Here is a 25,637-nt window from a genome sequence, read left to right on the forward strand (position 1 = left end):
AGGATGATTATGAAGGACCTGACAATGGAAATGACGGACGGTTTTGCAATCCATGCGTTCATCTTACAGCCTACTAGTGAGCCAAAAGGGCATATCCATTTGCTGCATGGTATGGCCGAGCATATTGGTAGATACGTGGAGTTTGCGCATTATTTAGCGGGACAGGGCTATATCGTCACAGGGCATGATCACCGAGGACATGGCAAAACGGCTGAATTGAACGGTACATTAGGACATTTTGCAGATACAGGTGGTTTTGAACGCATTGTGCAGGATGTCCATGAGATTGTAACAGCATTGCGGACGCAATATCCGACTAATCGTTTCATATTATTCGGGCATAGTATGGGCTCGTTTGTTGCACGCAGATATGTACAGTTACACGGTGACGAAGTGGATTTAGCAATATTTTCAGGCACAGGTGGGGACCCAGGAGTAAGTCGCTTGGCAGGACAGGTGCTGGCTTATGTACATGGTAAGAAAAATGGCTTCGATCAACCCAATCATTTTTTGAATAAATTACTGTTTGGTAGTTTCAATAAATCTGTACAAAATCCGAAAACACCATTCGACTGGCTAGCGAATAATCCGAAGGCTGTAGCACAATATGAAGCTGACCCGGCCTGTGGTTTTATACCAACGACAAAATTTTTCGCGGATTTATTCGAAGGGATCGGAAAAGTACATGCTACTGATGAAATTAACACCATTCCTAAAGACTTGCCGATATTGTTGTTTTCAGGAATTGAGGATCCCGTGGGTAATCATGGGAAAGGGGTTTGGAATGCAGCGCAGCATTATGATAGCGCAGGCATTGAAGATGTGACGGTGATGCTATTTGAAGGTGGTAGACATGAAATGCTTAATGAAAATAATCGTCAAGATGTGTTTAAAGCTGTGTCTAATTGGATAGAGCAACGATGAGCAAGAGACCGGAAGTCATTGCCATTGTAGGGCCGACAGCGTCGGGGAAAACGGCTTTAAGTGTGGCACTTGCCAAAGCTATTGGTGGGGAAGTCATTAACGGTGACTCGATGCAAGTGTATAAAAATCTTGATATTGGAACCGCAAAAATTACTGTTGAGGAAATGGATGGTGTCCCGCATCATTTATTCGACGTGAAAGAACCAAACGAATCCTTTTCGGTAGCAGAATATCAAACGGCTGTACGTCATTGGATTAAGGATATTCAAGATCGTGGCAAGACACCGATTATTGCGGGAGGGACAGGTTTATACGTGCAATCCGTGCTCTATGACTTCCGTTTTACAGAAGAGGCGGCAGATCTCGCGGTGCGACAACGACTAGAGCAGGAATTGGTAGAGCAAGGGGCTGCCTCTTTGTATGCAAGGCTGGTGGCAGTCGATCCGGCAGGTGCTGAAAAAATTCACCCGAATAATCATCGCCGACTTGTGCGTGCTCTTGAAATTATGGAAGTGACGGGTAAAACAAAAGGTGATCATGAAGAGAATGCAGGGCATGAAGGGCTTTACAATCATCTGCTAATTGGTCTTGAGATGGATCGTGAAGTGCTGTATGAGCGAATTGATCGCCGCGTAGACATGATGATGGACAAAGGATTGTTTGCAGAGGCGAAAAACTTATGGGATGCGGGTATTCGGGATATGCAATCTGTTCAAGCAATTGGCTATAAGGAACTTCATCAAATGATTGAAGGAAACCTGTTGCTTGATGAGGCTATTGAACTGATTAAAAAAAATACACGTCATTATGCAAAACGACAAATGACTTACTTTCGCAACAAGCTAGAAGTGGATTGGTTCGATGCACAATTGGGGACTATAGAAATCGTTCAGGGAATTTTGACAATTATGCAGGATTTTGCGCATGGAAAGCGAATAAGGTAAGGGGAGTAGGAGAAATATAAGCATACCAACAGGAGGATTCCACGTATGGCACAGGGCAACATGCAAGAAACTTTTTTAAACTCGTTACGAAAGAATAACACATTTGTAACGGTATTTTTACTCAACGGATTTCAATTGAAAGGACTTATTAAATCGTATGACAATTATACTGTTTTACTTGAATCAGATGGCAAACAGCAATTGATTTACAAACATGCGATTTCTACTTATGTCCCAGCGAAACCAGTAATTTTGAAAGATGAAGAGTAATGTAGAAAAGCGGAACGGGGATTGTCACCTCGTTCCGCTTTTCTTATGATTGAATTTCAAGCAAAGTCCTATAATGATTGACCTATACGAACAGACTGATAAGATAATGAAGTGACTATTGAAACGGAATGAGGAATTAACATGATGTTGGAACAACAAGATGAATTATTATTTGCCAAAGCGGAAGCAATCGAAGAGAAGCTTACTCCGTTTTTTAAAGCTGTTGAAAAAATAGCATTCTACAATCAACGGAAAGTGCTTGCAGCGTTCCGAAAAAATATGGTGAGTGATTTTCATCTCACAGGCTCTACGGGCTATGGATACGATGATAGTGGTCGTGACGTGCTGGAACAGGTCTATGCTGATGTGTTCGGGGCGGAGGATTGTCTCGTGCGCAATCAAATTATTTCTGGGACACATGCGATTTCCATCAGCCTCTTCGGTATTTTGCGCCCTGGAGACGAGCTGCTTTATATTACAGGGAAACCGTATGATACGTTGGAATCCATTGTATCCGGTAAAGGGAAAGATACCGGTTCATTACAAGATTACGGCATTTCATATAAGCATATTGACCTGAATGAAGATGGTTCTGTCGATTTTGATGAAGTTATCAAAAATATGCATAGTAAAACGAAAATGATTGGGATTCAACGATCGAAAGGCTATTCGGATCGTCCATCCTTCTTGGTAGATGAAATTGGTGAAATGGTTCATAAAGTAAAGGCGATTAATCCTGAAGTTGTCGTATTCGTCGATAATTGTTATGGGGAATTTGTTGAGGAGAAAGAGCCGACGCAGGTAGGAGCTGATTTAATGGCAGGCTCGCTCATTAAAAATCCTGGTGGTGGACTTGTACGAACAGGTGGCTACATTGCGGGACGTGCCGATCTTGTTGAACAATGTGCTTATCGCATGACGTCACCGGGACTTGGGGCGGAGGCTGGGGCATCACTAGATACACTGCTAGAGATGTACCAGGGCTTCTTCCTTGCGCCACACGTTGTTAGTCAAGCGGTGAAGGGGGCGCTATTTACAGCAGCGCTGCTTGAAGATTTTGGATTGACGACATCGCCTCATTATACAGAGAAAAGAACAGATTTAATCCAATCGGTATCCTTTGCTAACGCCGACCAAATGATTGCTTTCTGTCGAACAATCCAAGCCAACTCGCCGATCAATGCGCATTACGCGCCAGAGCCATCGTATATGCCTGGCTACACTGACGACGTCATCATGGCGGCGGGAACGTTCATCCAGGGCTCAAGCATCGAATTGACGGCTGACGGCCCAATCAGACCGCCATACACAGCCTATGTGCAGGGTGGATTGACGTATGAGCATGTGAAAGCGGCAGTGCTGTCTTCAGTCGAGAAGCTGATAGTTGATGGTTTGATTAAACGGTAAGATTTGTCGCCAAAACCTATCCTTCCACACCAAAAGAGCTGTTCCCATTCAAAGGGAACAGCTCTTTTACATAGATAGATTTAGTGGATATAACGATAGACACCAACAACTTTACCTAAAATAGATACATTGTCAACGATGATAGGATCCATTGAAGAGTTCTCAGGTTGAAGACGGAAATAATCCTTCTCTTTAAAGAAACGCTTCACTGTAGCCTCATCATCCTCAGTCATCGCCACAACGATTTCACCATTTTGTGCGGTTTGTTGCTGTTTGACGATAACATGGTCGCCGTTTAAAATGCCGGCTTCAATCATACTGTTTCCAACAATTTCAAGCATAAAGAGTTTGTCCTCGGTTGTCCCAAATGATTCTGGTAATGGGAAGTATTCCTCGATATTTTCAATTGCAGTAATCGGTAAACCTGCTGTCACCTTGCCAACTAGCGGAACGTTGAGAACACCTGGTTTCATCGCTTCTAAGCCATCCGGATCAAGAATTTCAATAGCTCTTGGTTTTGTAGGATCCCGCCTAATGAAGCCTTTACTTTCCAATCGTGCAAGATGACCATGAACAGTCGAACTAGATGCAAGACCAACAGCTTCACCAATTTCTCTTACGGATGGCGGATAACCTTTTTTCTTTACTTCAGCTTTAATGAAGGACAAAATGTCTTCCTGCCTCTTCGAAATTTTTTTCATTCCATTCACCCCTTAACTCATATTCTACTCATTTTTGAAAGTCGTGAAGCTAGTCACGAACAGTCGTCTTATTTCAATATGTTCAGTATATCAGCATTGCGAATAAATGGCAAACACAGGTTCTAAAAAACTGTTGACATTTGTTTTTATATTTCCTATACTAAGAACAAGTATTCCGAACAAACATTCTAGAGGGGGATTATCATGACTTTTATTAAAAATAACAGCTATATTTTACTACTTATTGCCTTATGTATGGGTTTTGCAATTATAGGTACTACGAAATCTTTGAAAGAGCACACGATTACAGAAATTACAGTGATGGAGGGCGATACACTTTGGGGGCTTGCGCTTCATCATGCAGAAAATACGTCTAAGGATCAATGGATGAAAGAAGTGATGCGGTTAAATGATCTTCCAACTGTTACAATCAGAACAGGAGAAGAGTTGATTTTACCAACCTTTGAAATCGTTGAGGACTTTAAAGTAATAACGCAGCTTGCAGGTGATGATCGGTGAATGAAGGGAAGACATGTGCGCTCTATTGTCGGGTCAGTACAGAAAAGGATGCACAGGAAATGTCACTTGTACGACAGGAAGAAGAACTCGTCGAGTTGGCAGAGGAACTCGGTCTGGATGTGCAAGGCGTATTCAAGGACAAACATAGTGGTTTTGATATTGATCGTGAAGGGCTACTGGGTTTACTAGATTTTATTCGTGATGAAGAAGTCGATGCAGTTTTAATCCAAGATGAAACAAGACTAGGGCGCGGTAATGCACGGATGGCTGTGTTGCATTTGCTAGCGAAAACGAATACAGCTATTTATTCACGGAATGATAGCGGTCCAATTGCACTGAACGAAATGGACACGATGTTGCTTGAAATCTTAGCGATTGTCGAGGAATATCAACGCAAATTACATAATGCTAAAATTAGGCGGGGGATGAAACGCGCAGTGCGAGAAGGTTATCGTCCTGAGCGTAACTTGAGAAATAGAGGCAATGCAGAAGGTCGTGAACGACTGGAAGTGCCTGTCCAGGAAATTGTGACACTTCGGGCAAAAGGACTCACTTATGAAGAAATTACAGATGTGTTAAAAGGACTTGGGCATGACATTAGTAAAGCAACCGTCCATCGTCGTTTTAAAGAATATGAATGGGAGCAGAAAGGCTGATTGGTTGCACTTTCTGCTCTTTTTGTATACGTTTTATGTATTCAAGAAACAAAATGGAGGAAGACAAATGTTATTACCAGAAAAAATGAACCGCATTAATGAACTTTCAAAAAAATCAAAAACAACCGGCTTAACACTTGAAGAAGCCAAGGAACAAACGCTTCTGCGCAAGGAATACTTGGAAACATTCAGGTCGTCCATGCGTGGTACAATTGAGCAGGTCAAAATAATCGATCCTGATGGCAATGATGTGACACCGGATAAGGTGAAACAAGCTCGCAATAGCAAATACTTGAACTGACCTTTGCAATCATTGCGCAAATTGTCTAAACTAGGAGTTGTAGAAAAATAGATTTTACGGGAGAGGAAGTATACAATGACTCAACAGATTGATCAGTTAGCAATTAATACAATCCGTACACTATCCATCGATGCAATTGAAAAAGCAAATTCAGGGCATCCGGGATTACCGATGGGCGCAGCACCAATGGCTTACACGCTTTGGACAAAACACATGCACCACAACCCTTCAAATCCACAATGGTTCAACCGCGATCGCTTTATCCTCTCAGCGGGGCATGGTTCGGCGCTTTTATATAGCCTACTTCATTTGGGTGGTTATGGTCTTCCGATGGAAGAGCTTAAAAACTTTAGACAATGGGGCTCTTTAACTCCAGGTCATCCAGAATACCGCCACACAGTTGGCGTTGAAGCAACAACTGGTCCACTAGGTCAAGGAATTGGAATGGCAGTTGGTGTGGCGATGGCAGAAAAACATCTTGCTGCTACATACAATAAACCTAATTTCGACGTTGTTGACCATTTTACGTATGCGCTTTGTGGTGATGGTGATCTAATGGAAGGTGTTGCGGCAGAGGCTATTTCTCTTGCAGGACACTTACAATTGGACAAATTAATTGTACTTTATGATAGTAATGATATTTCACTTGACGGCGATCTTGGCATGTCATTCTCTGAAAATACACGTAAGCGTTTTGAATCATACGGTTGGAATTATATCCGAGTGGCAGACGGTAACGATGTCGCTGAAGTTTCACAAGCGATTGAAGCTGCAAAAGGTAACACGGGTGGTCCAACAATTATTGAAGTGAAAACGGTTATTGGTTTTGGTTCACCGAACAGAGCTGGAAAATCAGACGCACACGGAATGCCACTTGGTGCGGATGAAGCGAAACTAACAAAAGAAAACTATAAATGGACATTTGAAGAAGATTTCCATGTACCTGAAGGTGTCTACGAGACATTCCAACAAGCAGCTGAAACACTAGGTGCTCAAAAGGAACAACAATGGACAGAGCTATTCACTCAATATGAGACTGAACATGCGGAGCTTGCCCAGCAGTTGAAAGATGCAATTGACCGTAAACTACCAGCTGACTTTGAAAATTCTTTGCCAGCGTATGAAGCGGGTACATCACATGCATCGCGTTCTGCATCTGGTGATGCTATCAACGCGATTGCAAAAATGCTGCCGTCATTCTTTGGAGGAAGTGCAGACCTTGCTGGTTCTAACAAAACAACAATCAATGGCGCAGGCGATTTCCTTCCAACGGACTACTCTGGCCGCAATATTTGGTTCGGTGTACGTGAATTTGCTATGGGTACAGCGCTAAACGGTATGGCTCTTCACGGTGGCTTACATGTATTCGGCGGTACGTTCTTCGTATTCAGTGACTATGTTCGCCCAGCAATCAGACTGTCAGCACTTATGGGTGTTCCTGTCACATACGTATTTACACACGATAGTGTAGCAGTTGGAGAAGATGGTCCAACACACGAGCCAGTTGAGCAGTTAGCTTCACTTCGTGCAATGCCAGGTCTATCAGTAATCCGTCCAGCAGATGCGAACGAAACAGCAGCTGCATGGAATATTGCAGTGTCATCAGAAAGTACACCAACTGCACTCGTTCTATCACGTCAAAACTTGCCGACACTAGCGAAATCTGCTGAATTGGCAATGGAAGGCGTTAAAAAAGGTGCCTACACAGTTTCACCTGCTACAAAAGAACAAGCAGATGCAATTTTGATTGCAACGGGTTCTGAAGTAGGATTAGCTGTTGCTGCACAAGCGAAATTGGCAGCCGACGGTATCGATGTAGCTGTTGTCTCTATGCCTTCTTGGGATCTTTTCGAGAAGCAAGATGAAGCATACAAGCAAAGCGTCTTGCCGAAGTCTGTTAAAAAACGTCTTGGTATCGAAATGGCTGTATCACTAGGCTGGCATAAATATGTTGGTGACGAAGGTGCAATTATTGCTATCGATACATTTGGTGCAAGTGCGCCTGGTGAAACAGTAATTAGAGAATTCGGTTTCACAGAAGAAAATGTTATTGCAAAAGTGAAAGCACTATTCAATAACTAACTCACTTCAGCAGAAAACCTTTGCTGAAGTAAGTTAGTAGTCCTCCGGAGGATGTCACAAATTTTGAGGGGAGTTAAGGAAGGCAGTTTAAGTTCGCGACGTCCTGTCGCAATGACTGCATGACCTACATCCTACATCCTGTAGGCCTCGAGCGCAATTCAAAATTTGGACGCAATTACGCCTTGGCGTAATTAATTAAATAAAAACGTTCCATTAACCCATAGTAATAGGGATAATGGAACGTTTTTTATAGCACCTTAACTTATCTATCTTTTCCGACAATAATAGTGCTGTTCTATTCCGCAATATGACAGCCTTTTCATTCCAAACAATGTACCTTAGTAATAGGGGGTGGCGAAATTGCGATCATACGGAATTTACAAAGTGAAAGAAATGTACCAGCCATTCGTCATTGGACGTGAAAGGCTATTGTATGACCTCTTGAAAGAAGATGGACAGCAACATGATTGTATGCGAGAAGTGGATTATTTATGTGATCGACTGGAAGAGGAATTAATCAATGAAGCGATCGTGACGAATCTTGGTAAAGGCTTCACATCCATTGAGTGCCGAGATGGTGAATATAAGTTGACGCATCCCGTTAAGGGGTCTATCCTCATCTCACGTTCATCCTATTCATTAAACGTGTTTTGTGACGGCTCTCGTATGCTGGACCTTGATCTGTTCGTTGCCTTATCCGGCTCGGGCGACCGTTTCTTTGCTGTAATGGATGGACAGGGGGAGTGGGGCTGGTTAAAGCCAGTTAAATATGCGGATCTTCGCATGAGGGAAGAAAACGTATTTTTATGAACATAAATAGAGTCACGTAAAAGAGGTCCGCTTGCGTGTTGGTGGGTCTCTTTTACGTGGCTCTTGTGTTATTCATGAACATGCATGTCGGTATTTTTTTTCAACTTATAGATTTCCAATTCATTTCGAGTTGTTTTTTGATACGTGAAATCCAAAATATCTTTTATTTCTGCTACTTCGCCATGCAGTTTGTGGACATCCATTGTTAAGTTTTCCAGCTTGGCGTCTGTTTCTTCTTGTCTGTCAAAGATAGCACGTGTCAGTTGTGTATTTTCATCAAGCTGTACTTTCATGCTTTGTTGTTCAGTCTTAAACCCTTGCATTTCGGTTTTAAATCCTTGCATTTCAGTCTTAAACCCTTGCATTTCGGTTTTAAATCCTTGTATTTCAGTCTTAAACTCTTGCATTTCAGTTCTCATTTCTTTAAACTCAATCAAAATTTGTTGCAAAAGCTGTTCGCTCATGGCTAACATCCTTTCCTTTATTTTCTTTCAGAAAAATATTTCGATATTGCCAGTATATCATGAAAGGAATTTTTCATGTAGTACCATTGCCATTCACTACCGCTATACTGTATAATCCATCATGGTGGAGTACACTCGAATGATGGAAGTGAAGGAGGTAATTAACGATGGGAACAATTTGGTGGATTATAATAGTCATCGTTGCGCTAGCAGCAGGTGTGGCACTTGGATTTTTCATTGCACGTCAATATATGATGAAATATTTGAAAGACAACCCGCCGATTAATGAAGAAATGTTACGTATGATGATGATGCAAATGGGGCAAAAGCCATCACAAAAGAAAATCAATCAAATGATGGCACAAATGAACAAAGCTAGTGACAAAGGTATGAAAAAGAAATAATCATCATGTAATCGACCACTTTTTCTGTTAGGGATTAACAGAAGAGTGGTTTTTTTATTACCAATAAATTAGCTATACTTTCACACAATATGTTAAGATGAAATTCTGACTTTTAAAGAGGAGTAAATATATGCAAATTAATCAGCAGTGGAATCAGGAAGATAGTGACTATATTAGAAAAAAGGTTATTAAACATAATCTGTCTAAAATACCTGATGAAGTAAAGCATCCAGTTAAAAATATTAGCTTTATGCTTAGAAATGAAGAGGAAGAAATACTCGGGGGAATCACAGGGACTATATTTTGGTATCATCTGCATATCGACTTTTTATGGGTTGATGAATCACTGAGAGGCAAAGGCTACGGAAAAAAATTATTGGATCAGATAGAAAAAACGGCAAGAGAAAATAATTGTAAACTGATTCAACTAGATACTTTCAGCTTTCAAGCCCCCGATTTTTATCAAAAGTATGGCTATCAAATCGTCGGCATTATTGAAGAACATCCGACTAAAGATTTTCAACAGTATTATTTAGAAAAAAGATTATTTTGAGCACAAGAATGCCCCACTTCATAATCAACACGAAGTGGGGAAATTCTTCATTGTGAAAAACCAAAACGAGCTAAAAATTCTCGAACCGTCAATTCATATTGGAATGGGTTATCATTATATGATTTGGCATGAGCACCTTTTGGGAATAATTTTAGCATTTTATCTCCAACTTTTGCCTCATACAATTCTTCAGTCATGTAAGGCAAGATGAAATCATCCTCCATGCTATGGATGAACAGCGCAGGGATTGTAATATTTTTAACGACCTCTCGTGGTGAAACAAGATTCGTCGAATAGCCATCACGCATCTTCAAAAATAAATTGCCGATTCGGATAACCATCGCAGTACGCAGTGGGGTTTCCAGCCGTAACATATGAAGAATTTGTTCAGTGAAATCGGAAAATGAGCAGTCTGCCACAAGAAAATTTGCTTCATCTTCATAAGTGCCTGCATACAAAATAGCCGTAGCTGCTCCCATAGACTCTCCATGAATACCGAGCAATGCACGTTTGCCAATTCGTTCGCGAACCGCTTGGACAACTGCTTTCAAATCACTTTTTTCATAATAGCCAAAACTCGTTGTTTTACCGCCAGAATCCCCATGCCGTCGATGATCAAACACGACAGAATTGAAGCCGAGCTTTTCGAAGAGACGGGCATATTTCATTGAATTGATTTTATTTTCGGTAACACCATGACAAATGACAACGGTCCTTGTCGTCTCCAGCGGTTTTAAAAAGACTGCTTTTAAACGATAACCGTTCGGTGATTCAATCCACATATCATCCTTGCACACCGTCTCATACCAATATTCATCAAAACGTCTCGACAAAATCTCACGTCTCATGATTAAATCAGGATTCTTCGGCTTCAAAAACATCATTTTATTCGTTAGAAGAATGCCGAAAATAGTTAGCAACGTCGTGAAAATACCAGAAAGTATACCGGTAATATATAGAGCACGCCGTCTCATCGTCACTCCCCCCTTACAGTTGTCCGTTTTCAAATAATCTGTACATAGCAGTATCAATTGGCCGTGAAACATGTGGTGCAATCATTTTGACTGCTTCACAAATCTTTTTTACATCAATGCCCGTTGTAATACCAAGTGTATCAAGCATATGTACGACATCCTCTGTCGCTACATTCCCTGTCGCGCCGGGTGCAAATGGACAGCCGCCCAGTCCACCTGCCGATGTGTCAAAACGATCAATTCCAGCCTGTAGCGCAGCAAAAATATTAGCAATCGCCATTTTGCGCGTATCATGAAAATGCGCTGTCATGAGCATATCAGGAAGTTCGTCCTTCAACATGCTAAACAAGTTATAACTCTCCTGTGGATTGGCCATACCAATCGTATCCGCCACGCTTAATTCATCGACCCCAAAAGTTTCGAAGCGCCGGCATAGGGCGAGTGTATCTTTAGGATCTATCTTCCCCTCATACGGACAATAAAATGCAGTAGAAATACAAGCACGGACAAAAATACCTGCTTCTTTTAAATTAGCAATGACCGGTTCAAGCGCAGCCATACTTTCATCCGTCGAACGGTTAATGTTTTTTTTGTTAAATGAATTACTGACCCCTACGAACACCGCGACACTTTGTACATCTGCTTCGAGCGCTAGCTCGACACCTTTTGCATTGGGCGTCAGTACGAATTGTTGTCCGACCTGCGGCGTGTTAGCAATGATATCCTTAGCGTCCGCCATTTGCGGTACCCACTTCGGCGATACGAATGAAGTTAGTTCCATTTCTGTAATGCCTGCCCCTTGAAGTGCCTGAATGAATTCTAGTTTTTGCTCTGTTTCGACATATTTTTTTTCATTTTGCAGTCCATCTCGTGGACCGACCTCGATAATCGTAACGTTTTTTGGTAAAATGAACATATCATCCCTCCTCTAGTATATTGTACTGAGGGATGCGTATACAGGCAACGTAATTAAGAGAATGGGGGAAAAATAATGTCAACAGAAGTTGTGATTGTCAGTGCAGTTCGAACTGCAATCGGTTCATTTTTAGGTTCACTGAAAGATGTAGCAGCAACAGATCTTGGGGCAACTGCTATTCAAGAGGCGTTGCAGCGCGCAGGAGTGGCGTCTGACAGTGTCGATGAGGTCATCATGGGGAATGTACTACAAGCAGGACTTGGTCAAAATCCGGCACGTCAAGCAGCCATTAAAGCGGGATTGCCTGAAACCGTTCCGGCTTTAACGATTAATAAAGTGTGCGGCTCGGGGTTAAAGGCTGTCCACTTAGCACGTCAAGCCATCATCGCGGGGGATGCAGACATTATTGTTGCAGGCGGCATGGAAAATATGAGTCAAGCACCTTACTTATTGAAAAATGGAAGAGAAGGCTTTAAAATGGGGGATCAAAAAATCATCGACAGTATGATTACAGATGGTTTATGGTGTGCATTTAATGATTATCATATGGGTATTACAGCTGAAAATTTATGTGACCACTATGCGATTACACGTGAAGAACAGGATGCATTTTCTGCACAGTCACAGCAGAAAGCAGCTGCTGCTATTGAGGCGGGCGTATTTAAAGATGAAATTGTGCCAGTTGCTATTCCGCAACGAAAAGGCGAGCCAATTATTTTTGATACAGATGAATACGTCAAAGCTGGCACAACCGCGGATAAGTTGGGAAAATTGCGTCCAGTATTTAAGAAAGACGGTAGTGTTACGGCAGGAAATGCTTCTGGCATTAACGATGGGGCAGCCGCACTAGTTATCATGTCAAAAGCAAAGGCAGACGAGCTTGGCTTGACTCCGCTCGCAACGATTGCGGCAAATGGTAATGCGGGTGTCGATCCTGCAGTTATGGGGATCGGTCCTGTACAAGCTGTTAAAAAGGCACTAGGGAAAGCCAATTTACAACTAGCCGATATTGATTTGATTGAAGCAAATGAAGCTTTCGCAGCACAATCGATTGCGGTCGATAAAGAACTTGGATTTGATAAAGAAAAACTCAACGTTAATGGTGGAGCAATCGCACTTGGCCATCCAATCGGTGCAAGTGGTGCACGGATTCTCGTCACACTTCTTCATGAAATGCAGCGTCGAGACGCCAAATCTGGACTCGCAACGCTATGCATCGGTGGAGGACAAGGTGTCGCAACGATTGTTACGCGACCATGACTGAAAGCAGGTGAGAGGAAATGGCTAAAAAACGTAAACAAGTAACACCAACACACCCGAAAAAGATAGAAAATGAGGGCTTAACACTTTCAGATGCACTTGACGATGATGTTCTTGCGAAATTGAAGGCGGCGAAACAGCAATTATCTGCTGCTGAACAAGCAAAAGAAGAACAGCGCCAAGAGCAAGTTCGTCAGGAACGTAAAGAACGTGAAAAAAATAAAAGTTTCGGGGAACTACTCGATGAGCACGGATACGGTGGATCAAAATTTTAACTTCATTCAGCAAATCCTTTTGTACTGCAAGCGAAGCGTCAGCTACAGAAGTCTCCCACTTGTATAAGTGGCGAGATGAAGGCGAACTAGATTTGTAATTCAGCGGGGGTTCAAACCCGGGCTGAATAGGGGGAACTCAGACTAACTTCGTCGCGTCCTGCGACAACGTCTGAGTAACCAACATCCTGTTGGCCCAAGCCTCCGGCGGATGTCACGGATTTTGAAGGGAGTTAATTGAGCAAGCTCAATTCAAAATCCGGACGCAATCACGCCGGGGGCGTGATTGATGAAAAGGGGTGTGTAATGATGGAACAACGGATCAATGCGGCACAAGTAGCCCCAGAGGCTTATAAAATTATGCTACAGTTCGAGGCTTATGCGAAGAAAACTGGATTTGACGTGCTATTGATTGAACTCATTAAAATCCGAGCATCCCAATTGAATGGCTGTGCCTATTGCCTAGATATGCATACAAAGGATGCTCGTGCATTTGGAGAAACCGAACAGCGTATCTACTGCCTCAAAGCTTGGCGCGAAGCACCTTTTTATAGTGAGGCTGAACGAGTTGTATTAGAATTAACCGAAGCTGTGACACTCGTTGCAACAAGTCGAGTAGATGATGAATTATATAAAAAAGTGCGTAATCACTTTGATGAAAAACAATATGTAGATTTAATTATTTTAATCAACACCATTAATAGCTGGAATCGCTTATCCATCGCTATGAACAATGTTCCGGGCGATTATCAGCCAGCGGTGCAGAAATAATAGCACAAGAAAAAGCATGGCCCCCGGGGACCATGCTTTTTCTATCCCTCTGCAAAAGGGAGTCGCACTCGGAAAATTTGGTTTTTTTCAATCATACAAACTGTTCTTCCTGACGATCAGTTACCCAAGACTCGTCTGTGCAGTTTGATATGGCCGATTCAATTTGGAATGTCACATGTTATTCAATGTGATTTTCTTTTTGTAATCAGGCATCAAGTTGCACTTCCACAAAAAACTTTTCTTCTACTGCATAGTTCACACTTCAGTGAATGGAACATGGGTCTTTCAGTTCCTGACGAGTGTATCTAATCTTCAGTAAAGCAAATTTTCCGCCAAGGCTGTGCAGTTCATCGTAGGAAATCATTGTAGGTTGCTCGTCTACAATGTCGTTCTTCCTAGTCGTTTCGCCTTGTATTATTTATATACCCGGCTTTCATAAAGCTAAACCATTTTAAACAAAACTTTTAAAAAAGATATTTTAAGGGGTAAGACTTTTTAGTAAACGCCCCTGTTGCTCTAGTGAAACATTGATAGGATTAAGGGGTTAATATGAATTACTATAAATGATGGAAGCATCCATGATGATGAAACATCCAACGGCAAAAAAGCATTTGTTAGAAGTAATTCACTTCGTGTAAGAAAGAGTATACGGATGGAAAGACGATGTTAACGCTTCATGATATTCATCGTTTAATCTAATTTTCATTTAATTTCAATAAGTTATAAGACTCAATTTCCTTTTGGTTAATAGGTTTTATTCGGAATCCGAAATAGTTCATATGAACTGTTCTTTCATGAACATCAATTATGTTATCCAAAAGTTACAAACCCATGTTATGCTACTGATGAAGCGCTATCATTCAAGTGGTTTGGTAGGGGTAATTCGTGTGAAAGCAGGTGGATAATTTGAAGAATAGGGGAGATGGAACAATGTCTTTGTTGAAAAAAGCCGGATTGTGGATTGCTATCATGGCACTTACATTCAGTAGTTTGTCGTTCGCAACACAAGCAAGCGCAGCTACCAAGGCGCAAAATGTGACACGTGGTGAATTCGTTACTGCAGTTGTCGATGCACTTAAACTAGAAACTAGTAATAGCGCGACGGCTCAATTTAAGGATGTTAATGAAAAACTAGCACCGTATGTGGAGGCTGCGTATAAAGCTGGCCTTGTAAAAGGAACGCTAGAAGGTAATTTTAAACCTGATCAAAAGTTGACACGTGAACATGCATTTATTATCACATCTCGTGCCATCAAAACTGATGAAACGTATGCTACTGATATACTGACTAAATTTAAAGATCACAAAACTTTCGACACAAACAGCTTGAAGGAGCTTGCCAAAGGTGTTGGACTTGGACTATTGCAAGGATTTGAAGACGGTACAGTCAAACCTGAACAATTGGTAACGAAAACGCAAGCTACAAAAATTATTCACCGAATGGTAAAAGTATATAGCCCGGTAGTTTCCAAAGATTCGGTTTCACTTCGGATTTTGGGAACATCTGATTTACATACGAACTTTGTACACTACGATTACTATCAAGACAAAGTATCAAATGACATCGGACTTGCGAAAACGGCTATTCTTATTGAACAAGCTCGCACGGAAAATCCGAACAATCTTCTTTTCGATAATGGGGATTTGATTCAAGGAACGCCGCTAGCTGGTTATAAAGTAACTGTGGACAAGCTTGAAAAAGGCGAACTTCACCCAGCTATAGCTGCACTTGCATCACTTGATTATGATGGCGGTACGTTAGGGAATCACGAATTCAATTATGGTCTAGATTATTTAGACGAAGTGTTGAATGACGCTCCATTTCCTATGTTGAATGCAAACATTTATGATGCTGTAACGAAGAAGAACCGTTACACACCTTATGTAATTCTTGAAAAAGAAGTTATCGATGGACAAGGTGCTGCACATACGTTGAATATTGGTGTTATCGGTGTTGTAACACCGGGAATCATGCAATGGGATCGTACACTCCTTGAAGGAGATGTGACTGCTGAAGATGCAGCAAACTCTGTTGAGAAATTCATTCCTGAAATGAAGGAGCAAGGCGCTGACGTCATCGTTGTGTTAGCACACACTGGAATGGGTAATGAAATCCACGAAGTTGGCGAAGAGAACGTTGCTTATCAAATAACAGAGCTTGATGGTGTCGATGCAGTTATTACAGGGCATAACCATGCATTATTCCCTGGAGACTTCAAAGATCTTCCCAATGTGAATCAAGAGCAAGGGACACTAAACGGTACGCCTATCGTTATGCCAGGTAAATTTGGTGACCATTTAGGCATTATCGATCTTGAACTGAAAAAAGATGGGGAACAATGGGCAGTTGTAAGTGGAAAAGGTGAAATTCGCCAAATCAATAAAGATTCAGACGTAGTCGTTCAGAAAGTAATTGATGCGGTTAAAGAAGCACACGAAGGAACAATTGAGTATGTCCGCGGCCCAGTCGGAAAAACAACGGCACCAATTACTAGCTATTTTGCATTGGTGCAAGATGATTCATCTATCCAGATTTTGAATAATGCCCAAACATGGTATGTTGAGCAACAAATCAAAGGAACGGAATATGGAGAGCTTCCAATTCTTTCTGCGGGCGCACCGTTTAAAGCGGGCGGTCGCATGGGCGCAAGCTATTACACAGACATCGCTACAGGCGAAATCGCGATTAAAAATGTTGCAGATTTGTATGTCTATGACAATACAGTTTTTGCACTTGTTATGACAGGTGCTGACATTAAAGAATGGCTTGAAATGTCAGCTGGTCAATTTAAACATATAGACGCTGCTTCAACGAAAGAGCAAGATTTGATTAACGTCGGATTCCCGACGTATAACTTTGACGTTATCGATGGCGTCACTTATGAGTTCGACGTGACACAACCTGCAAAATATGATGGTTCGGGTGACACGGTTAACGAAAATGCGAATCGAGTTGTTAATTTGCAATATGATGGAAAACCAATCAATCCAAAGCAACAATTCATAGTTGTAACGAATAACTACCGTGCGAGCGGAAATTTCCCTGGTGTACGCAATGCAACTGAGAAAATCGATTATGCATATGAAAACCGTCAAGTCATTATGGATTATATGATTGACCTTGGCACAATCGACCCATCTGCGGATGGTAACTGGACATTTGCTTCATTCGGTGAAAATGCCAATGTGACATTCGAAACGTCCGGAAAAGCGAAAGACTTTGTTCAAGAAGGGAGCGGTATTGAATACCTAGCTCCAGCTGAAGAAGGTTTCGCGAAATATTCATTGAAACAGAAATAATAGAGTAAATAAAAATGTGCAAGAGGGTAGCCCCTTTGCACATTTTTATTTATGTAGATAGCTTGGAAAAACACATGTCGTAACACGTAAAGAATTTACAGCTCCCCACTTCAAAAAGACTATACCAGGCTCCGAAATCGCACGGAACCTGGTATAGTTTTTATGCAACAATAGAACATCCTTCACTCTAGTAAATATTCAATATACCGACTAAGAAACCTTTCCATTTTCATCTTACACCAATGCAAAAGACTCCCCATAGTTCGCATCTGGAACAAGAAAAAGTTCTGCATCACTTGAAGTTTACTGATACAATTCCTTTGTCAATTTCGTCGGAACAAATGTATCGCTCTCTCCATGAATATACAAAATCGGGACATGTGCCTTTTCTACAACTTTCAGTGCGTTTGCTTCTCTGAATGAATAGCCGGCTCTGATTTTCGTTAATAAACTAGTAATATCCGGTACCAGTCGCTCAGACAATTAATTTTGAGTACTAGGTTCAGAAACAACTCCAAACTGTTTTGGAACCTGGTACTTTAGTTTAACTGCGGGCCATGTGGCAGGCGCGAATTAATGCATCCAAAGCGAGTGGTGAATCTAACATCGCGGTGGATAAATTTCGCAAAAATTCCCAATTAAGCATTCATACACTTTTTAATATCTATGATAGTTTGTAGATGCATACCCTCGTGAAAATTTGTCCAAAGAAGGACTTGCTCAATGGAAGTCATCTCCCACATTTTCGTTGGTGGAAATAATTCTTCTAATCTATCGCCATATGTCCCCTTAATTTCTGTAAGTTGTCCTTTAAGTAAAGTCATTAATTCTTCGAGCGAAGGTGTTTCATCTGTAAAATTATCTGGAGAAGTCCCCCATCCAAACCATTCGTTGAATTGCTTGGGGATGTCAACCGTGGCCTTAGTTAAAGTCTCAATCCACATATACTGTTCCACGTAAACGTGACCGAGATTCCACCGTATATTATTATTGAATCCTTTAGGAATAATTTCTGCTTCATCCTCAGTAACATCCGCTACTTTCAGCAGGTAGCCCCTAAAGCTTTCTAGTTGTTTGAAAAAGATTTCATGGCGTTGTTTCATCTACTAACCCCCTGTCTTTCATATAGCTTATTATTCTATTCCGAAGTACTATTTCCTTTAAAAGTTTAGCATAATCCACTGTGTGCACGAATCTTCCAATTCTATATTCTATGCAGTAAATCATATCTCAAGAAATAAATGAAAAGTACCAGGTACCTTAAATATTTTACTCATACTCACTGCAATTCAACCCTAATTATTATTACGACTAAGAAAATGATCTATTTTCACTTTGTATTCATCCTGTGCCAACGCAAAAGACTCCCCATGGTTCGCACCCGGAACAAGAAAAAGTTCTGCATCACTTGAAGTTTGCTGATACAATTCCTTTGTCAATTTCGTCGGAACAAATGTATCGCTCTCGCCATGAATATACAAAATCGGGACATCCGCCTTCTCCACAGCTTTCAATGCGCTGGCCTCTCTGAATGAATAGCCGGCTCTGATTTTCGTTAATAAACTAGTACTATCTAACAATGGAAATGCCGGCAGATAAAACATACGGTTCATTTGATACGCGAATAACTGATAGACAGACATATATGGACTGTCTGCAATAATAGCCTTAACCTGGTGAGGAAATTCATCTTCTCCACTAGCCATTAAAACAGTTGCAGCACCCATTGATAAACCGTGGTAGACTACTTTACTATCTGGCCCTAGCTTCTTCACTAAAGCCTGGGTCCAATCAATTAAATCGATCCGATCAGGCCAGCCGAACCCGTAATAATTCCCTTCGCTTTTGCCATGTCCTCGAGCATCAGGCATGAAAATATTGTAGCCCAGATTGTTATGATAATACTGTCCGAATAGCCCCATTTGTTTTGCGTGACCTAAATAGCCATGTGTTAAAACGACTACTTTATCTGTTGGCTTGGAGGCTGGTAAGTAGTAGCCTGACAGTTGTAAGCCGTCACGTGATGTTAACGTAAGTTGTTCAAATTGCTGCACGTTTACCCAATCTATCCAATCTCCGTTCAAAAAGAGTTCCATTGTTTGATCTGATACTTCTAAATCTGCATTGTTCTGCAAGAAATCTTTTGGTCCTCGTTTAATGGCTAACTCGTAGAAAAAGAAGCTACCGATGACTTGAATCACCAAGAAGATTATGACTAAAAGAACAAGTAGCTTCTTCCAATGCTTTCGAATCATACCCATTCTCCTCTATACTAACTTTAAGCACGCTAGTTGCTTATGATTAGTATAGTAGAAAAACGGTGGAAAATGAAAGAATCCTAACGATTACATAACATTTCCAATACTTTTATATTCACATAAGAACTTCATTTTAGGACAACCTTAGAAGACAGCAAAAGTTGTATGAGGTGATAGAGATGTTAATTGAAAGGTCGTCTGAATGGAAAGAAGGCTTTACCGAACGTTTAGAAAATCGTGAGGCATGGGATAACTGGACATTATATAAAATGAGTTATGAGGTTGCTAAAACGACTTTGATAACCGATTTCAGAGGGCTACAATCGCCAAAGTATTTATCGAACCTAACGCCTCTTCAACATCAATTAGAAGTGGCGGAAACGGTCATTGAAAGGATGAATGGCAAAGCGATTTTGGCGGATGAGGTGGGACTTGGAAAAACGATTGAGGCGGGTTTGATTTTGAAAGAGTATTTGATTAGGGGTCTTGTGAAAAAAGCACTCATTTTAGCCCCGGCTTCTCTTGTCAATCAATGGACGGATGAGCTAAATCAAAAATTTCATATCCCGGCTTTCCCCTATAAGAAAAATTATGATTTGAACTACTATGCGATTGTCGTCATGAGTATCGACATGGCTAAAAGGAGCCCGCATAAAGAAAATATCTATGCGCAAGAATATGATTTAATTATTATTGATGAAGCGCATAAATTAAAAAACCATAAGACAAAAAGCTATGAGTTTGTCCAAAATTTAAAGAAGAAGTTTTGTTTGTTGTTAACAGCCACACCGATTCAAAATGATGTGTTTGAGCTATTTCATCTCATATCATTATTAAAACCAGGGCATCTTGGCAATTATGAGACGTTCCAAGCGGCATTTTCTGCGCGTAAACATGCTGTAGAACATGATGAATTTTTAAAGGAATTGGTGCATCAAGTAATGGTGCGAAATCGGAGGCAGGATACAGGCATTGATTGGACCAATCGGCATGTTGAAATTATACCGATTGATTTTACCGAAGCGGAGCAAGAAGTCTACGATATGATTTCGCAATTAGATTATTTTTCGAATGCATTCTCCAAAATGACTCTCCAAAGGGAGATGTGTAGCAGTAGAGAAGCTGTCTACGAAACGTTAACCAAAATGCGTCAAGAATGCAGTCAACCTGAAGCGATTACTCCAATGGAAGAAATTATGGAGAGATTGAAGGAACTCGCTATTCATTCAAAAGCAGAAAAGGCTTATGAAATCATTACGCAAGCAAATGATAAAGTCATTCTTTTTACGGAATATCGTGCGAGTCAGAACTATTTGCAGGAGTATTTATATTCAAAAGGCATTTCAAGTGTGTTGTTCAATGGAAAGTTCAGTAAAAGTAAACGGGAGTGGATGAAGCAACTGTTTAAAGAACAAGCGCAGGTGCTCATAGCAACGGAGTCGGGTAGTGAAGGGATTAATCTGCAATTTTGCCACCATGTTATTAACTACGATTTACCATGGAATCCCATGAAGTTAGAGCAGCGCATTGGGCGTGTTCACCGTTTAGGGCAAGAGCATGATGTTCATATTTACAATTTAGCCATTCAGCATACAATCGAAGACCATATATTGGATTTATTGCATATAAAAATTGGCGTCTTTGAACAAGTAGTGGGTGAGTTAGATGATATTTTATCCACTTACAAGGAATCGATTTGAAGGAGGACAAACATGTACCCACAGCAAATTCACAAGTATATACAACAATTTTTCAATGAAAACAACTGTCCGATTTTAAGTAATAATAATCATTGTATCGACGTTCAATTAACGATTGAGATGGATAAAAAAATAATGAATCGTCCCTTTTACTGGCACTATTTAGCTAGTACGGGTGAAGAACCTCGTCCAGCAAAACTAACGTTGATTACAGATAAAAATCAGCTTGTGGATAACATCAAAGGGGAAGTTGTCCACTTTGGTTCACCTCGGCTTAGCCAACTATTTCAAGTCACAAAGGAGATGGGTTCTTTTGTACAGATGTATGAACGAGTCCCCGATACAACTGGTCAACAAACGATTTTAACTCCCTGGTTAGGTGTGAATTATAAGGTAACATATTCAAGTGATCAAACGAAAGAAGTTTTGTATTCATTAGGCATTAATTTACTAACGGGCTATGTAGTAGAAGACTTTCAGGAATCGTTAAGTGGGCTAGATTTAGATGTAACGATTTCGGGTTATACGTTTCATGTCCCTTATATTATCAAGCCGATTCGTGCCCTGGAACGATTGGATGCTGTAATAGATACTTTCATCGAACAAGCTGATCATTCATGGGCGGAAGAAGCGAAGAAGAGATGGCAAAAGGATCGAAGGGTATTGGAATACTTTTATGAAGAGGTGGACAACAAGCCGGATTGTTATGAGATTGAGAAAGAAGCAATGGACCAGCAGTATGAAGCGAGGATTAGCATTGATGTTGTCAATGGTGGGGTGTTTTATTTGAAATGAAATATTTTATTCTAAATAGCTAAGACCATTCGCACGTTCACTGAACATGGGAAGGTCTTTTTTGTATGTGTAAGAATTAGATACTTATTCCTTGGAAGAAAATCAAATAGCCCTTATCGACATATCATACAATGAACAACGATTATATTTGAGCAGGAGGGATTGAGGTTAACGGGAATCGTACATTGCTGGATATGAAGATGGGGGATGTAAACGGGGATGGTGTTTTAGACACCGTCTATTTATATGGTCAATTCAATGGGCCGCCAGGTATCTTTGCTGATAATATTACGCTTGTGATTCAAGATGGCCGGTCGACTAAAAGTACAACTGTTCATCTGAAAAATAACGCAGGATATAACGGGCGGTTGTTCCTTGGCGATTTTAACAAAGATGGCATCCCTGATATTATGGTGAGTATGGATACAGGCGGGAGTGGGGGATATGGTATCTTTTATATCTATTCCTTCAGAAATAATCGAGTACAGGAACTGTTTAACGTCGATAATTACAATGGAACATACGCATTCCAAGTACATTACGAGGATTTTTATAAAGTGCGTGTGGAAAGTTCCGAGCTTAACGTGTTGTTCATGATTGACATCAGCACTAAGGGATCCGATTATTTATCACAGTATTACAATGAAAATGGGATACTAAAAAATCCTGTACAAGGTGGAGCCCTTGCCATAGGGGGCTTATATCCAATTATTACGGATAATAAAAGCTATCAATTTGATTTATTGGCCTTGCAGCGTATTATTGGACCAACCAATGTGGATACATTAGGCTATATTGAAAATATTTTGTCGTGGCAAGATACTGAATTCATTTCAAATCGGCTAACTGTGTCTGTACTTGGTGTAGATATTAAGTGATTTAGTTTAGGTTATTGTACAGTACCCTGAATTATTCACGCGTGACCTTTCGCATGTTCATTGAACATGCGAGAGGTCTTTTCTTCGATGTATTGGATAGTATGCGTTAAAATATTCAATAGGAAGTAAGTCGAAGAAAAATGTTTGATAAGAAGAAAGGACAAGGGTGACATATGAAAGCATATATTTTAAAACTGTCTTTCGAAGACATTACACCACTTATTTGGCGACGCATCGTTTTACCAGCTGGTGCGACATTTAACCGTTTGCATGAAACAATCCAAAACGTCACAAATTTTCAAAGCACGCTATCCCCATATCATTCTTTTGGTATGGAGATTGATGATTATTTTATTACCGACAATGAATCGATTATAGAGGAATATAAAGGGAAGAGTTATGCGGGTAAAACGGTCAAGCAACCAGAGCGTATTAAAATCGATGCGTATCTTGAAAAGCATAACTATTTTAGATTTTGGAGACGACTGGAGGATTCAGGTGGTACTTGAAGAAATTGTAGATGATTATTATTTTGGCTATCCCACATTGCTTGATGGAGAAGGGACCGCGCCGCCAGAGGATGTCGGCGGTCCGCCTGGATACGAGGAGTTTTTAAAAGTGTTTCGAGATCCAACGCATCCTGAATATTTATCGATCATTACATGGGCGAAGCAACAGTACTATTTGCCTTTGGACATGGCCGAGGTGAATAGACGTTTAAAATATGTGAAATATAAAAAGACAGAATGGCAAAATATTCATCACGAAAATTATTACGTGCTTTCTGATAAATATCGAAGTGCAGAGTCTGTAGAAATAGATGAGTTGCCTCACATAGAATAATCCATGATGCTATATAGGAACCTGTTTTTTAGCAGTAAATATCTGTTACTGTCATCAAATTGTAAATTGTAAAGAGGGTATAATTAATAAACAGAAGATGACACTACAAACAAGTAACACTCAGATATATGTGTCTAAAAAAGGTAAGAAGATAGGAGATCCCATGACAAAACACCAAGAATCAGGATGGAATTTAGATAATAGTTATGCTCATCTACCAGATAGATTTTTCACAAAAATGAACTTGAATCCAGTGCAGGAACCGAAATTAATCATATTCAATGATTCCTTAGCGGTATCCTTAGGGCTAGATGCGCAGGCGCTACAAAGCGAAGAAGGTATCGTAGCACTTGCGGGAAATGAAGTTCCAGAAGGCGCTATGCCACTAGCACAAGCATATGCGGGCCATCAGTTCGGTCATTTTACAATGTTAGGAGACGGCCGCGCGATGCTCATTGGTGAACAAATTACCCCTTCAGGTGAACGGTTTGATATTCAGCTAAAAGGTTCGGGGCGAACAGCTTATTCCCGCAGTGGTGATGGTCGTGCGGCACTGGGTCCAATGCTGCGCGAATATATTATCAGTGAAGCGATGCATGCACTTGGTATTCCTACGACACGCAGTTTAGCCGTGGTGGCAACGGGCGAATCTGTCATCCGTGAAACTGACCTCTCGGGTGCCATTTTGACACGTATCGCGAGTAGCCATATACGTGTAGGTACTTTTCAATATGCAGCAAAATGGGGAACAGACGAAGAACTTCGCATGCTAGCTGACTATGCATTAGAACGCCATTTTCCTGATATAAAAATGGATGATAATCGCTATTTAGCATTGTTACAGGTTGTAATCCAGCGCCAGGCAATACTCGTTGCTAAATGGCAACTAGTTGGTTTTATTCATGGGGTAATGAATACTGATAACACGACAATTAGCGGGGAAACGATTGATTATGGACCATGTGCGTTCATGGATGCGTATGACCCGGCAACCGTTTTCAGCTCCATTGACGTTCAAAGTCGCTACGCCTATGGCAATCAACCGAATATTGTCGGCTGGAATCTCGCACGTTTCGCTGAAAGTCTGATATCTCTCTTGCATACAGATTACGGGGAAGGTGCAAAACTAGCGCAGGATGCAATTTCAGATTTTCCTGAGCATTATTACGCCAATTGGCTTGCTGGCATGCGATCGAAACTGGGAATCTTTAATGAAGAGCAACAGGATGCAGCCCTCATTGATAGCCTTCTTCGTATGATGGAGCAGCATCGCGTGGATTATACAAATACATTCCGTGCTTTAACTTTTGATACGTTGGAAGAGAGTGTCTTATTTGGTACGCCGGAATTTGCTGAGTGGCATACTTTGTGGCAAGCAAGACTCGATAGGCAGCAGGAATCAAAAGAACTTGTTCATCAGCTAATGCGCAGCAGCAATCCAGCAGTCATTCCCCGCAACCATCGGGTAGAAGAAGCGCTTGAAGCAGCAGTCGAGCACGAAGACTATAGTGTGATGGAGCAGTTACTCGAAGTACTGTCACATCCGTACGCGCACTCTCCAGAACAGGCGGATTATGCAACTTTGCCCGAATCAGAAGGGCCTTATCATACGTATTGCGGGACGTAAGGGAGAGG

The 25,637-nt window shown here is 41.1% G+C and carries 27 protein-coding genes and 1 pseudogene; 21 read left to right on the top strand and 7 right to left on the bottom strand.

The window, feature by feature from the left end; all coding sequences use genetic code 11:
• Nucleotides 1-9: 9 nt before the first annotated feature.
• From MKZ10_RS08175 to MKZ10_RS08190, 4 genes are all read left to right on the top strand, one after another.
• Nucleotides 10-924: a lysophospholipase gene (locus tag MKZ10_RS08175; protein WP_342509611.1), complete on the top strand. Its 915-nt coding sequence runs from the start codon at nucleotides 10-12 to the stop codon at nucleotides 922-924.
• Nucleotides 921-1,868, top strand: a complete 948-nt coding sequence (gene miaA, locus MKZ10_RS08180) for a tRNA (adenosine(37)-N6)-dimethylallyltransferase MiaA (RefSeq protein WP_342509613.1) — start codon at nucleotides 921-923, stop codon at nucleotides 1,866-1,868. Before MKZ10_RS08175 ends, miaA begins: the two co-directional genes overlap by 4 nt.
• 45 nt (nucleotides 1,869-1,913) lie before the next feature.
• Nucleotides 1,914-2,138, top strand: a complete 225-nt coding sequence (gene hfq / locus MKZ10_RS08185; RefSeq protein WP_342509615.1) for an RNA chaperone Hfq — start codon at nucleotides 1,914-1,916, stop codon at nucleotides 2,136-2,138.
• Nucleotides 2,139-2,279: 141 nt separating this feature from the next.
• Complete coding sequence (locus MKZ10_RS08190) at nucleotides 2,280-3,545, top strand: methionine gamma-lyase family protein (protein WP_342509617.1); 1,266 nt, start codon at nucleotides 2,280-2,282, stop codon at nucleotides 3,543-3,545.
• An 80-nt stretch (nucleotides 3,546-3,625) separates the two neighbouring features.
• On the opposite strand, the gene lexA is transcribed toward MKZ10_RS08190, so the two are convergent.
• The gene (lexA, locus tag MKZ10_RS08195; protein WP_342509619.1) at nucleotides 3,626-4,246 is read right to left on the bottom strand and encodes a transcriptional repressor LexA; all 621 of its coding nucleotides are present in this window, start codon (nucleotides 4,244-4,246) and stop codon (nucleotides 3,626-3,628) included.
• Between the two features lie 204 nt (nucleotides 4,247-4,450).
• On the opposite strand from lexA, the gene MKZ10_RS08200 reads away from it, so the two are divergent.
• The 5 genes from MKZ10_RS08200 (at nucleotide 4,451) to sirA (ending at nucleotide 8,614) form a co-directional block, all read left to right on the top strand.
• On the top strand, nucleotides 4,451-4,765 hold the full coding sequence (locus MKZ10_RS08200; protein ID WP_342509621.1) for a LysM peptidoglycan-binding domain-containing protein: 315 nt from the start codon (nucleotides 4,451-4,453) through the stop codon (nucleotides 4,763-4,765).
• The gene (locus MKZ10_RS08205) at nucleotides 4,762-5,421 is read left to right on the top strand and encodes a recombinase family protein (protein ID WP_342509622.1); all 660 of its coding nucleotides are present in this window, start codon (nucleotides 4,762-4,764) and stop codon (nucleotides 5,419-5,421) included. Before MKZ10_RS08200 ends, MKZ10_RS08205 begins: the two co-directional genes overlap by 4 nt.
• 67 nt (nucleotides 5,422-5,488) lie before the next feature.
• Nucleotides 5,489-5,722 carry a DUF896 domain-containing protein gene (locus MKZ10_RS08210; RefSeq protein WP_342509625.1) on the top strand — a complete coding sequence of 78 codons (234 nt, stop codon included), beginning with the start codon at nucleotides 5,489-5,491 and terminating at the stop codon, nucleotides 5,720-5,722.
• Nucleotides 5,723-5,797: 75 nt separating this feature from the next.
• A complete protein-coding gene (gene tkt / locus MKZ10_RS08215) occupies nucleotides 5,798-7,804 on the top strand; it encodes a transketolase (protein ID WP_342509627.1) in 2,007 nt (668 codons plus the stop codon).
• A 360-nt stretch (nucleotides 7,805-8,164) separates the two neighbouring features.
• Nucleotides 8,165-8,614 (top strand): sporulation inhibitor of replication protein SirA, encoded by a 450-nt coding sequence (gene sirA, locus MKZ10_RS08220; protein ID WP_342509629.1) that lies wholly within the window; start codon nucleotides 8,165-8,167, stop codon nucleotides 8,612-8,614.
• 68 nt (nucleotides 8,615-8,682) lie between these two features.
• Here sirA and MKZ10_RS08225 read toward each other — a convergent pair whose 3' ends face one another.
• The gene (locus MKZ10_RS08225) at nucleotides 8,683-9,078 is read right to left on the bottom strand and encodes a hypothetical protein (protein ID WP_342509631.1); all 396 of its coding nucleotides are present in this window, start codon (nucleotides 9,076-9,078) and stop codon (nucleotides 8,683-8,685) included.
• 167 nt (nucleotides 9,079-9,245) lie between these two features.
• On the opposite strand from MKZ10_RS08225, the gene MKZ10_RS08230 reads away from it, so the two are divergent.
• Together MKZ10_RS08230 and MKZ10_RS08235 are read left to right on the top strand one after the other, a co-directional pair.
• Nucleotides 9,246-9,482: a YneF family protein gene (locus MKZ10_RS08230; protein ID WP_342509633.1), complete on the top strand. Its 237-nt coding sequence runs from the start codon at nucleotides 9,246-9,248 to the stop codon at nucleotides 9,480-9,482.
• A 130-nt stretch (nucleotides 9,483-9,612) separates the two neighbouring features.
• Nucleotides 9,613-10,035: a GNAT family N-acetyltransferase gene (locus MKZ10_RS08235; protein ID WP_342509635.1), complete on the top strand. Its 423-nt coding sequence runs from the start codon at nucleotides 9,613-9,615 to the stop codon at nucleotides 10,033-10,035.
• 47 nt (nucleotides 10,036-10,082) lie between these two features.
• On the opposite strand, the gene MKZ10_RS08240 is transcribed toward MKZ10_RS08235, so the two are convergent.
• On the bottom strand, nucleotides 10,083-11,009 hold the full coding sequence (locus MKZ10_RS08240) for an alpha/beta fold hydrolase (protein WP_342509637.1): 927 nt from the start codon (nucleotides 11,007-11,009) through the stop codon (nucleotides 10,083-10,085).
• Nucleotides 11,010-11,022: 13 nt separating this feature from the next.
• Complete coding sequence (locus MKZ10_RS08245; RefSeq protein WP_342509639.1) at nucleotides 11,023-11,925, bottom strand: hydroxymethylglutaryl-CoA lyase; 903 nt, start codon at nucleotides 11,923-11,925, stop codon at nucleotides 11,023-11,025.
• 75 nt (nucleotides 11,926-12,000) lie between these two features.
• Between MKZ10_RS08245 and MKZ10_RS08250 the strand changes: the two genes are divergently transcribed.
• The 4 genes from MKZ10_RS08250 (at nucleotide 12,001) to MKZ10_RS08265 (ending at nucleotide 17,528) form a co-directional block, all read left to right on the top strand.
• Complete coding sequence (locus MKZ10_RS08250) at nucleotides 12,001-13,185, top strand: acetyl-CoA C-acetyltransferase (protein ID WP_342509641.1); 1,185 nt, start codon at nucleotides 12,001-12,003, stop codon at nucleotides 13,183-13,185.
• 20 nt (nucleotides 13,186-13,205) lie between these two features.
• The gene (locus MKZ10_RS08255; protein WP_342509643.1) at nucleotides 13,206-13,460 is read left to right on the top strand and encodes a YqkE family protein; all 255 of its coding nucleotides are present in this window, start codon (nucleotides 13,206-13,208) and stop codon (nucleotides 13,458-13,460) included.
• A 306-nt stretch (nucleotides 13,461-13,766) separates the two neighbouring features.
• Nucleotides 13,767-14,228, top strand: coding sequence for a carboxymuconolactone decarboxylase family protein (locus MKZ10_RS08260; RefSeq protein WP_342510095.1), 462 nt, complete (start codon nucleotides 13,767-13,769; stop codon nucleotides 14,226-14,228).
• A gap of 930 nt (nucleotides 14,229-15,158) precedes the next feature.
• Entirely contained in the window at nucleotides 15,159-17,528 is a 2,370-nt protein-coding gene (locus MKZ10_RS08265) for a bifunctional 2',3'-cyclic-nucleotide 2'-phosphodiesterase/3'-nucleotidase (protein WP_342509645.1), read from the top strand.
• A 303-nt stretch (nucleotides 17,529-17,831) separates the two neighbouring features.
• Here the strand turns inward: MKZ10_RS08265 and MKZ10_RS08270 are convergent, their stop codons facing one another.
• The 3 genes from MKZ10_RS08270 to MKZ10_RS08280 all read right to left on the bottom strand — a co-directional run bounded on the left by MKZ10_RS08270 (nucleotide 17,832) and on the right by MKZ10_RS08280 (nucleotide 19,783).
• Complete coding sequence (locus MKZ10_RS08270; protein WP_342509647.1) at nucleotides 17,832-18,011, bottom strand: hypothetical protein; 180 nt, start codon at nucleotides 18,009-18,011, stop codon at nucleotides 17,832-17,834.
• Between the two features lie 155 nt (nucleotides 18,012-18,166).
• The gene (locus MKZ10_RS08275) at nucleotides 18,167-18,631 is read right to left on the bottom strand and encodes a DinB family protein (RefSeq protein WP_342509649.1); all 465 of its coding nucleotides are present in this window, start codon (nucleotides 18,629-18,631) and stop codon (nucleotides 18,167-18,169) included.
• A gap of 192 nt (nucleotides 18,632-18,823) precedes the next feature.
• The gene (locus MKZ10_RS08280; protein WP_342509652.1) at nucleotides 18,824-19,783 is read right to left on the bottom strand and encodes an alpha/beta hydrolase; all 960 of its coding nucleotides are present in this window, start codon (nucleotides 19,781-19,783) and stop codon (nucleotides 18,824-18,826) included.
• Nucleotides 19,784-19,965: 182 nt separating this feature from the next.
• On the opposite strand from MKZ10_RS08280, the pseudogene MKZ10_RS08285 reads away from it, so the two are divergent.
• The 6 genes and pseudogenes from MKZ10_RS08285 to MKZ10_RS08310 all read left to right on the top strand — a co-directional run bounded on the left by MKZ10_RS08285 (nucleotide 19,966) and on the right by MKZ10_RS08310 (nucleotide 25,629).
• Nucleotides 19,966-21,545: pseudogene (locus MKZ10_RS08285) on the top strand (SNF2-related protein).
• Nucleotides 21,499-22,281, top strand: coding sequence for a YqhG family protein (locus tag MKZ10_RS08290; RefSeq protein WP_342509654.1), 783 nt, complete (start codon nucleotides 21,499-21,501; stop codon nucleotides 22,279-22,281). Before MKZ10_RS08285 ends, MKZ10_RS08290 begins: the two are co-directional and overlap by 47 nt.
• A 194-nt stretch (nucleotides 22,282-22,475) precedes the next feature.
• Nucleotides 22,476-23,159 (top strand): FG-GAP-like repeat-containing protein, encoded by a 684-nt coding sequence (locus tag MKZ10_RS08295; RefSeq protein WP_342510097.1) that lies wholly within the window; start codon nucleotides 22,476-22,478, stop codon nucleotides 23,157-23,159.
• 173 nt (nucleotides 23,160-23,332) lie between these two features.
• A complete protein-coding gene (locus MKZ10_RS08300) occupies nucleotides 23,333-23,668 on the top strand; it encodes a hypothetical protein (RefSeq protein ID WP_342509656.1) in 336 nt (111 codons plus the stop codon).
• On the top strand, nucleotides 23,658-24,002 hold the full coding sequence (locus MKZ10_RS08305; protein WP_342509658.1) for a hypothetical protein: 345 nt from the start codon (nucleotides 23,658-23,660) through the stop codon (nucleotides 24,000-24,002). Before MKZ10_RS08300 ends, MKZ10_RS08305 begins: the two co-directional genes overlap by 11 nt.
• Before the next feature lie 163 nt (nucleotides 24,003-24,165).
• A complete protein-coding gene (locus tag MKZ10_RS08310; protein WP_342509660.1) occupies nucleotides 24,166-25,629 on the top strand; it encodes a YdiU family protein in 1,464 nt (487 codons plus the stop codon).
• The last annotated feature ends 8 nt before the right edge of the window (nucleotides 25,630-25,637 follow it).

It is taken from the genome of Sporosarcina sp. FSL K6-2383, assembly GCF_038618305.1.
In the GTDB taxonomy this organism is placed as follows: Bacteria; Bacillota; Bacilli; order Bacillales_A; family Planococcaceae; genus Sporosarcina.

Excerpts from the sequence above, each read along its gene's own strand:
- MKZ10_RS08295 (WP_342510097.1), top strand. The coding sequence starts at position 22,476 with ATGAAGATGGGGGATGTAAACGGGGATGGTGTTTTAGACACCGTCTAT.
- MKZ10_RS08245 (WP_342509639.1), bottom strand. The coding sequence starts at position 11,925 with ATGTTCATTTTACCAAAAAACGTTACGATTATCGAGGTCGGTCCACGA.
- MKZ10_RS08275 (WP_342509649.1), bottom strand. The coding sequence starts at position 18,631 with ATGAAACAACGCCATGAAATCTTTTTCAAACAACTAGAAAGCTTTAGG.
- MKZ10_RS08190 (WP_342509617.1), top strand. The coding sequence starts at position 2,280 with ATGATGTTGGAACAACAAGATGAATTATTATTTGCCAAAGCGGAAGCA.
- MKZ10_RS08235 (WP_342509635.1), top strand. The coding sequence starts at position 9,613 with ATGCAAATTAATCAGCAGTGGAATCAGGAAGATAGTGACTATATTAGA.
- MKZ10_RS08265 (WP_342509645.1), top strand. The coding sequence starts at position 15,159 with ATGTCTTTGTTGAAAAAAGCCGGATTGTGGATTGCTATCATGGCACTT.
- MKZ10_RS08225 (WP_342509631.1), bottom strand. The coding sequence starts at position 9,078 with ATGAGCGAACAGCTTTTGCAACAAATTTTGATTGAGTTTAAAGAAATG.
- MKZ10_RS08300 (WP_342509656.1), top strand. The coding sequence starts at position 23,333 with ATGAAAGCATATATTTTAAAACTGTCTTTCGAAGACATTACACCACTT.
- hfq (WP_342509615.1), top strand. The coding sequence starts at position 1,914 with ATGGCACAGGGCAACATGCAAGAAACTTTTTTAAACTCGTTACGAAAG.
- MKZ10_RS08310 (WP_342509660.1), top strand. The coding sequence starts at position 24,166 with ATGACAAAACACCAAGAATCAGGATGGAATTTAGATAATAGTTATGCT.
- MKZ10_RS08250 (WP_342509641.1), top strand. The coding sequence starts at position 12,001 with ATGTCAACAGAAGTTGTGATTGTCAGTGCAGTTCGAACTGCAATCGGT.
- MKZ10_RS08230 (WP_342509633.1), top strand. The coding sequence starts at position 9,246 with ATGGGAACAATTTGGTGGATTATAATAGTCATCGTTGCGCTAGCAGCA.
- MKZ10_RS08260 (WP_342510095.1), top strand. The coding sequence starts at position 13,767 with ATGGAACAACGGATCAATGCGGCACAAGTAGCCCCAGAGGCTTATAAA.
- MKZ10_RS08240 (WP_342509637.1), bottom strand. The coding sequence starts at position 11,009 with ATGAGACGGCGTGCTCTATATATTACCGGTATACTTTCTGGTATTTTC.
- MKZ10_RS08175 (WP_342509611.1), top strand. The coding sequence starts at position 10 with ATGAAGGACCTGACAATGGAAATGACGGACGGTTTTGCAATCCATGCG.
- MKZ10_RS08210 (WP_342509625.1), top strand. The coding sequence starts at position 5,489 with ATGTTATTACCAGAAAAAATGAACCGCATTAATGAACTTTCAAAAAAA.
- MKZ10_RS08290 (WP_342509654.1), top strand. The coding sequence starts at position 21,499 with ATGTACCCACAGCAAATTCACAAGTATATACAACAATTTTTCAATGAA.
- lexA (WP_342509619.1), bottom strand. The coding sequence starts at position 4,246 with ATGAAAAAAATTTCGAAGAGGCAGGAAGACATTTTGTCCTTCATTAAA.
- MKZ10_RS08200 (WP_342509621.1), top strand. The coding sequence starts at position 4,451 with ATGACTTTTATTAAAAATAACAGCTATATTTTACTACTTATTGCCTTA.
- miaA (WP_342509613.1), top strand. The coding sequence starts at position 921 with ATGAGCAAGAGACCGGAAGTCATTGCCATTGTAGGGCCGACAGCGTCG.
- tkt (WP_342509627.1), top strand. The coding sequence starts at position 5,798 with ATGACTCAACAGATTGATCAGTTAGCAATTAATACAATCCGTACACTA.
- MKZ10_RS08280 (WP_342509652.1), bottom strand. The coding sequence starts at position 19,783 with ATGATTCGAAAGCATTGGAAGAAGCTACTTGTTCTTTTAGTCATAATC.
- MKZ10_RS08255 (WP_342509643.1), top strand. The coding sequence starts at position 13,206 with ATGGCTAAAAAACGTAAACAAGTAACACCAACACACCCGAAAAAGATA.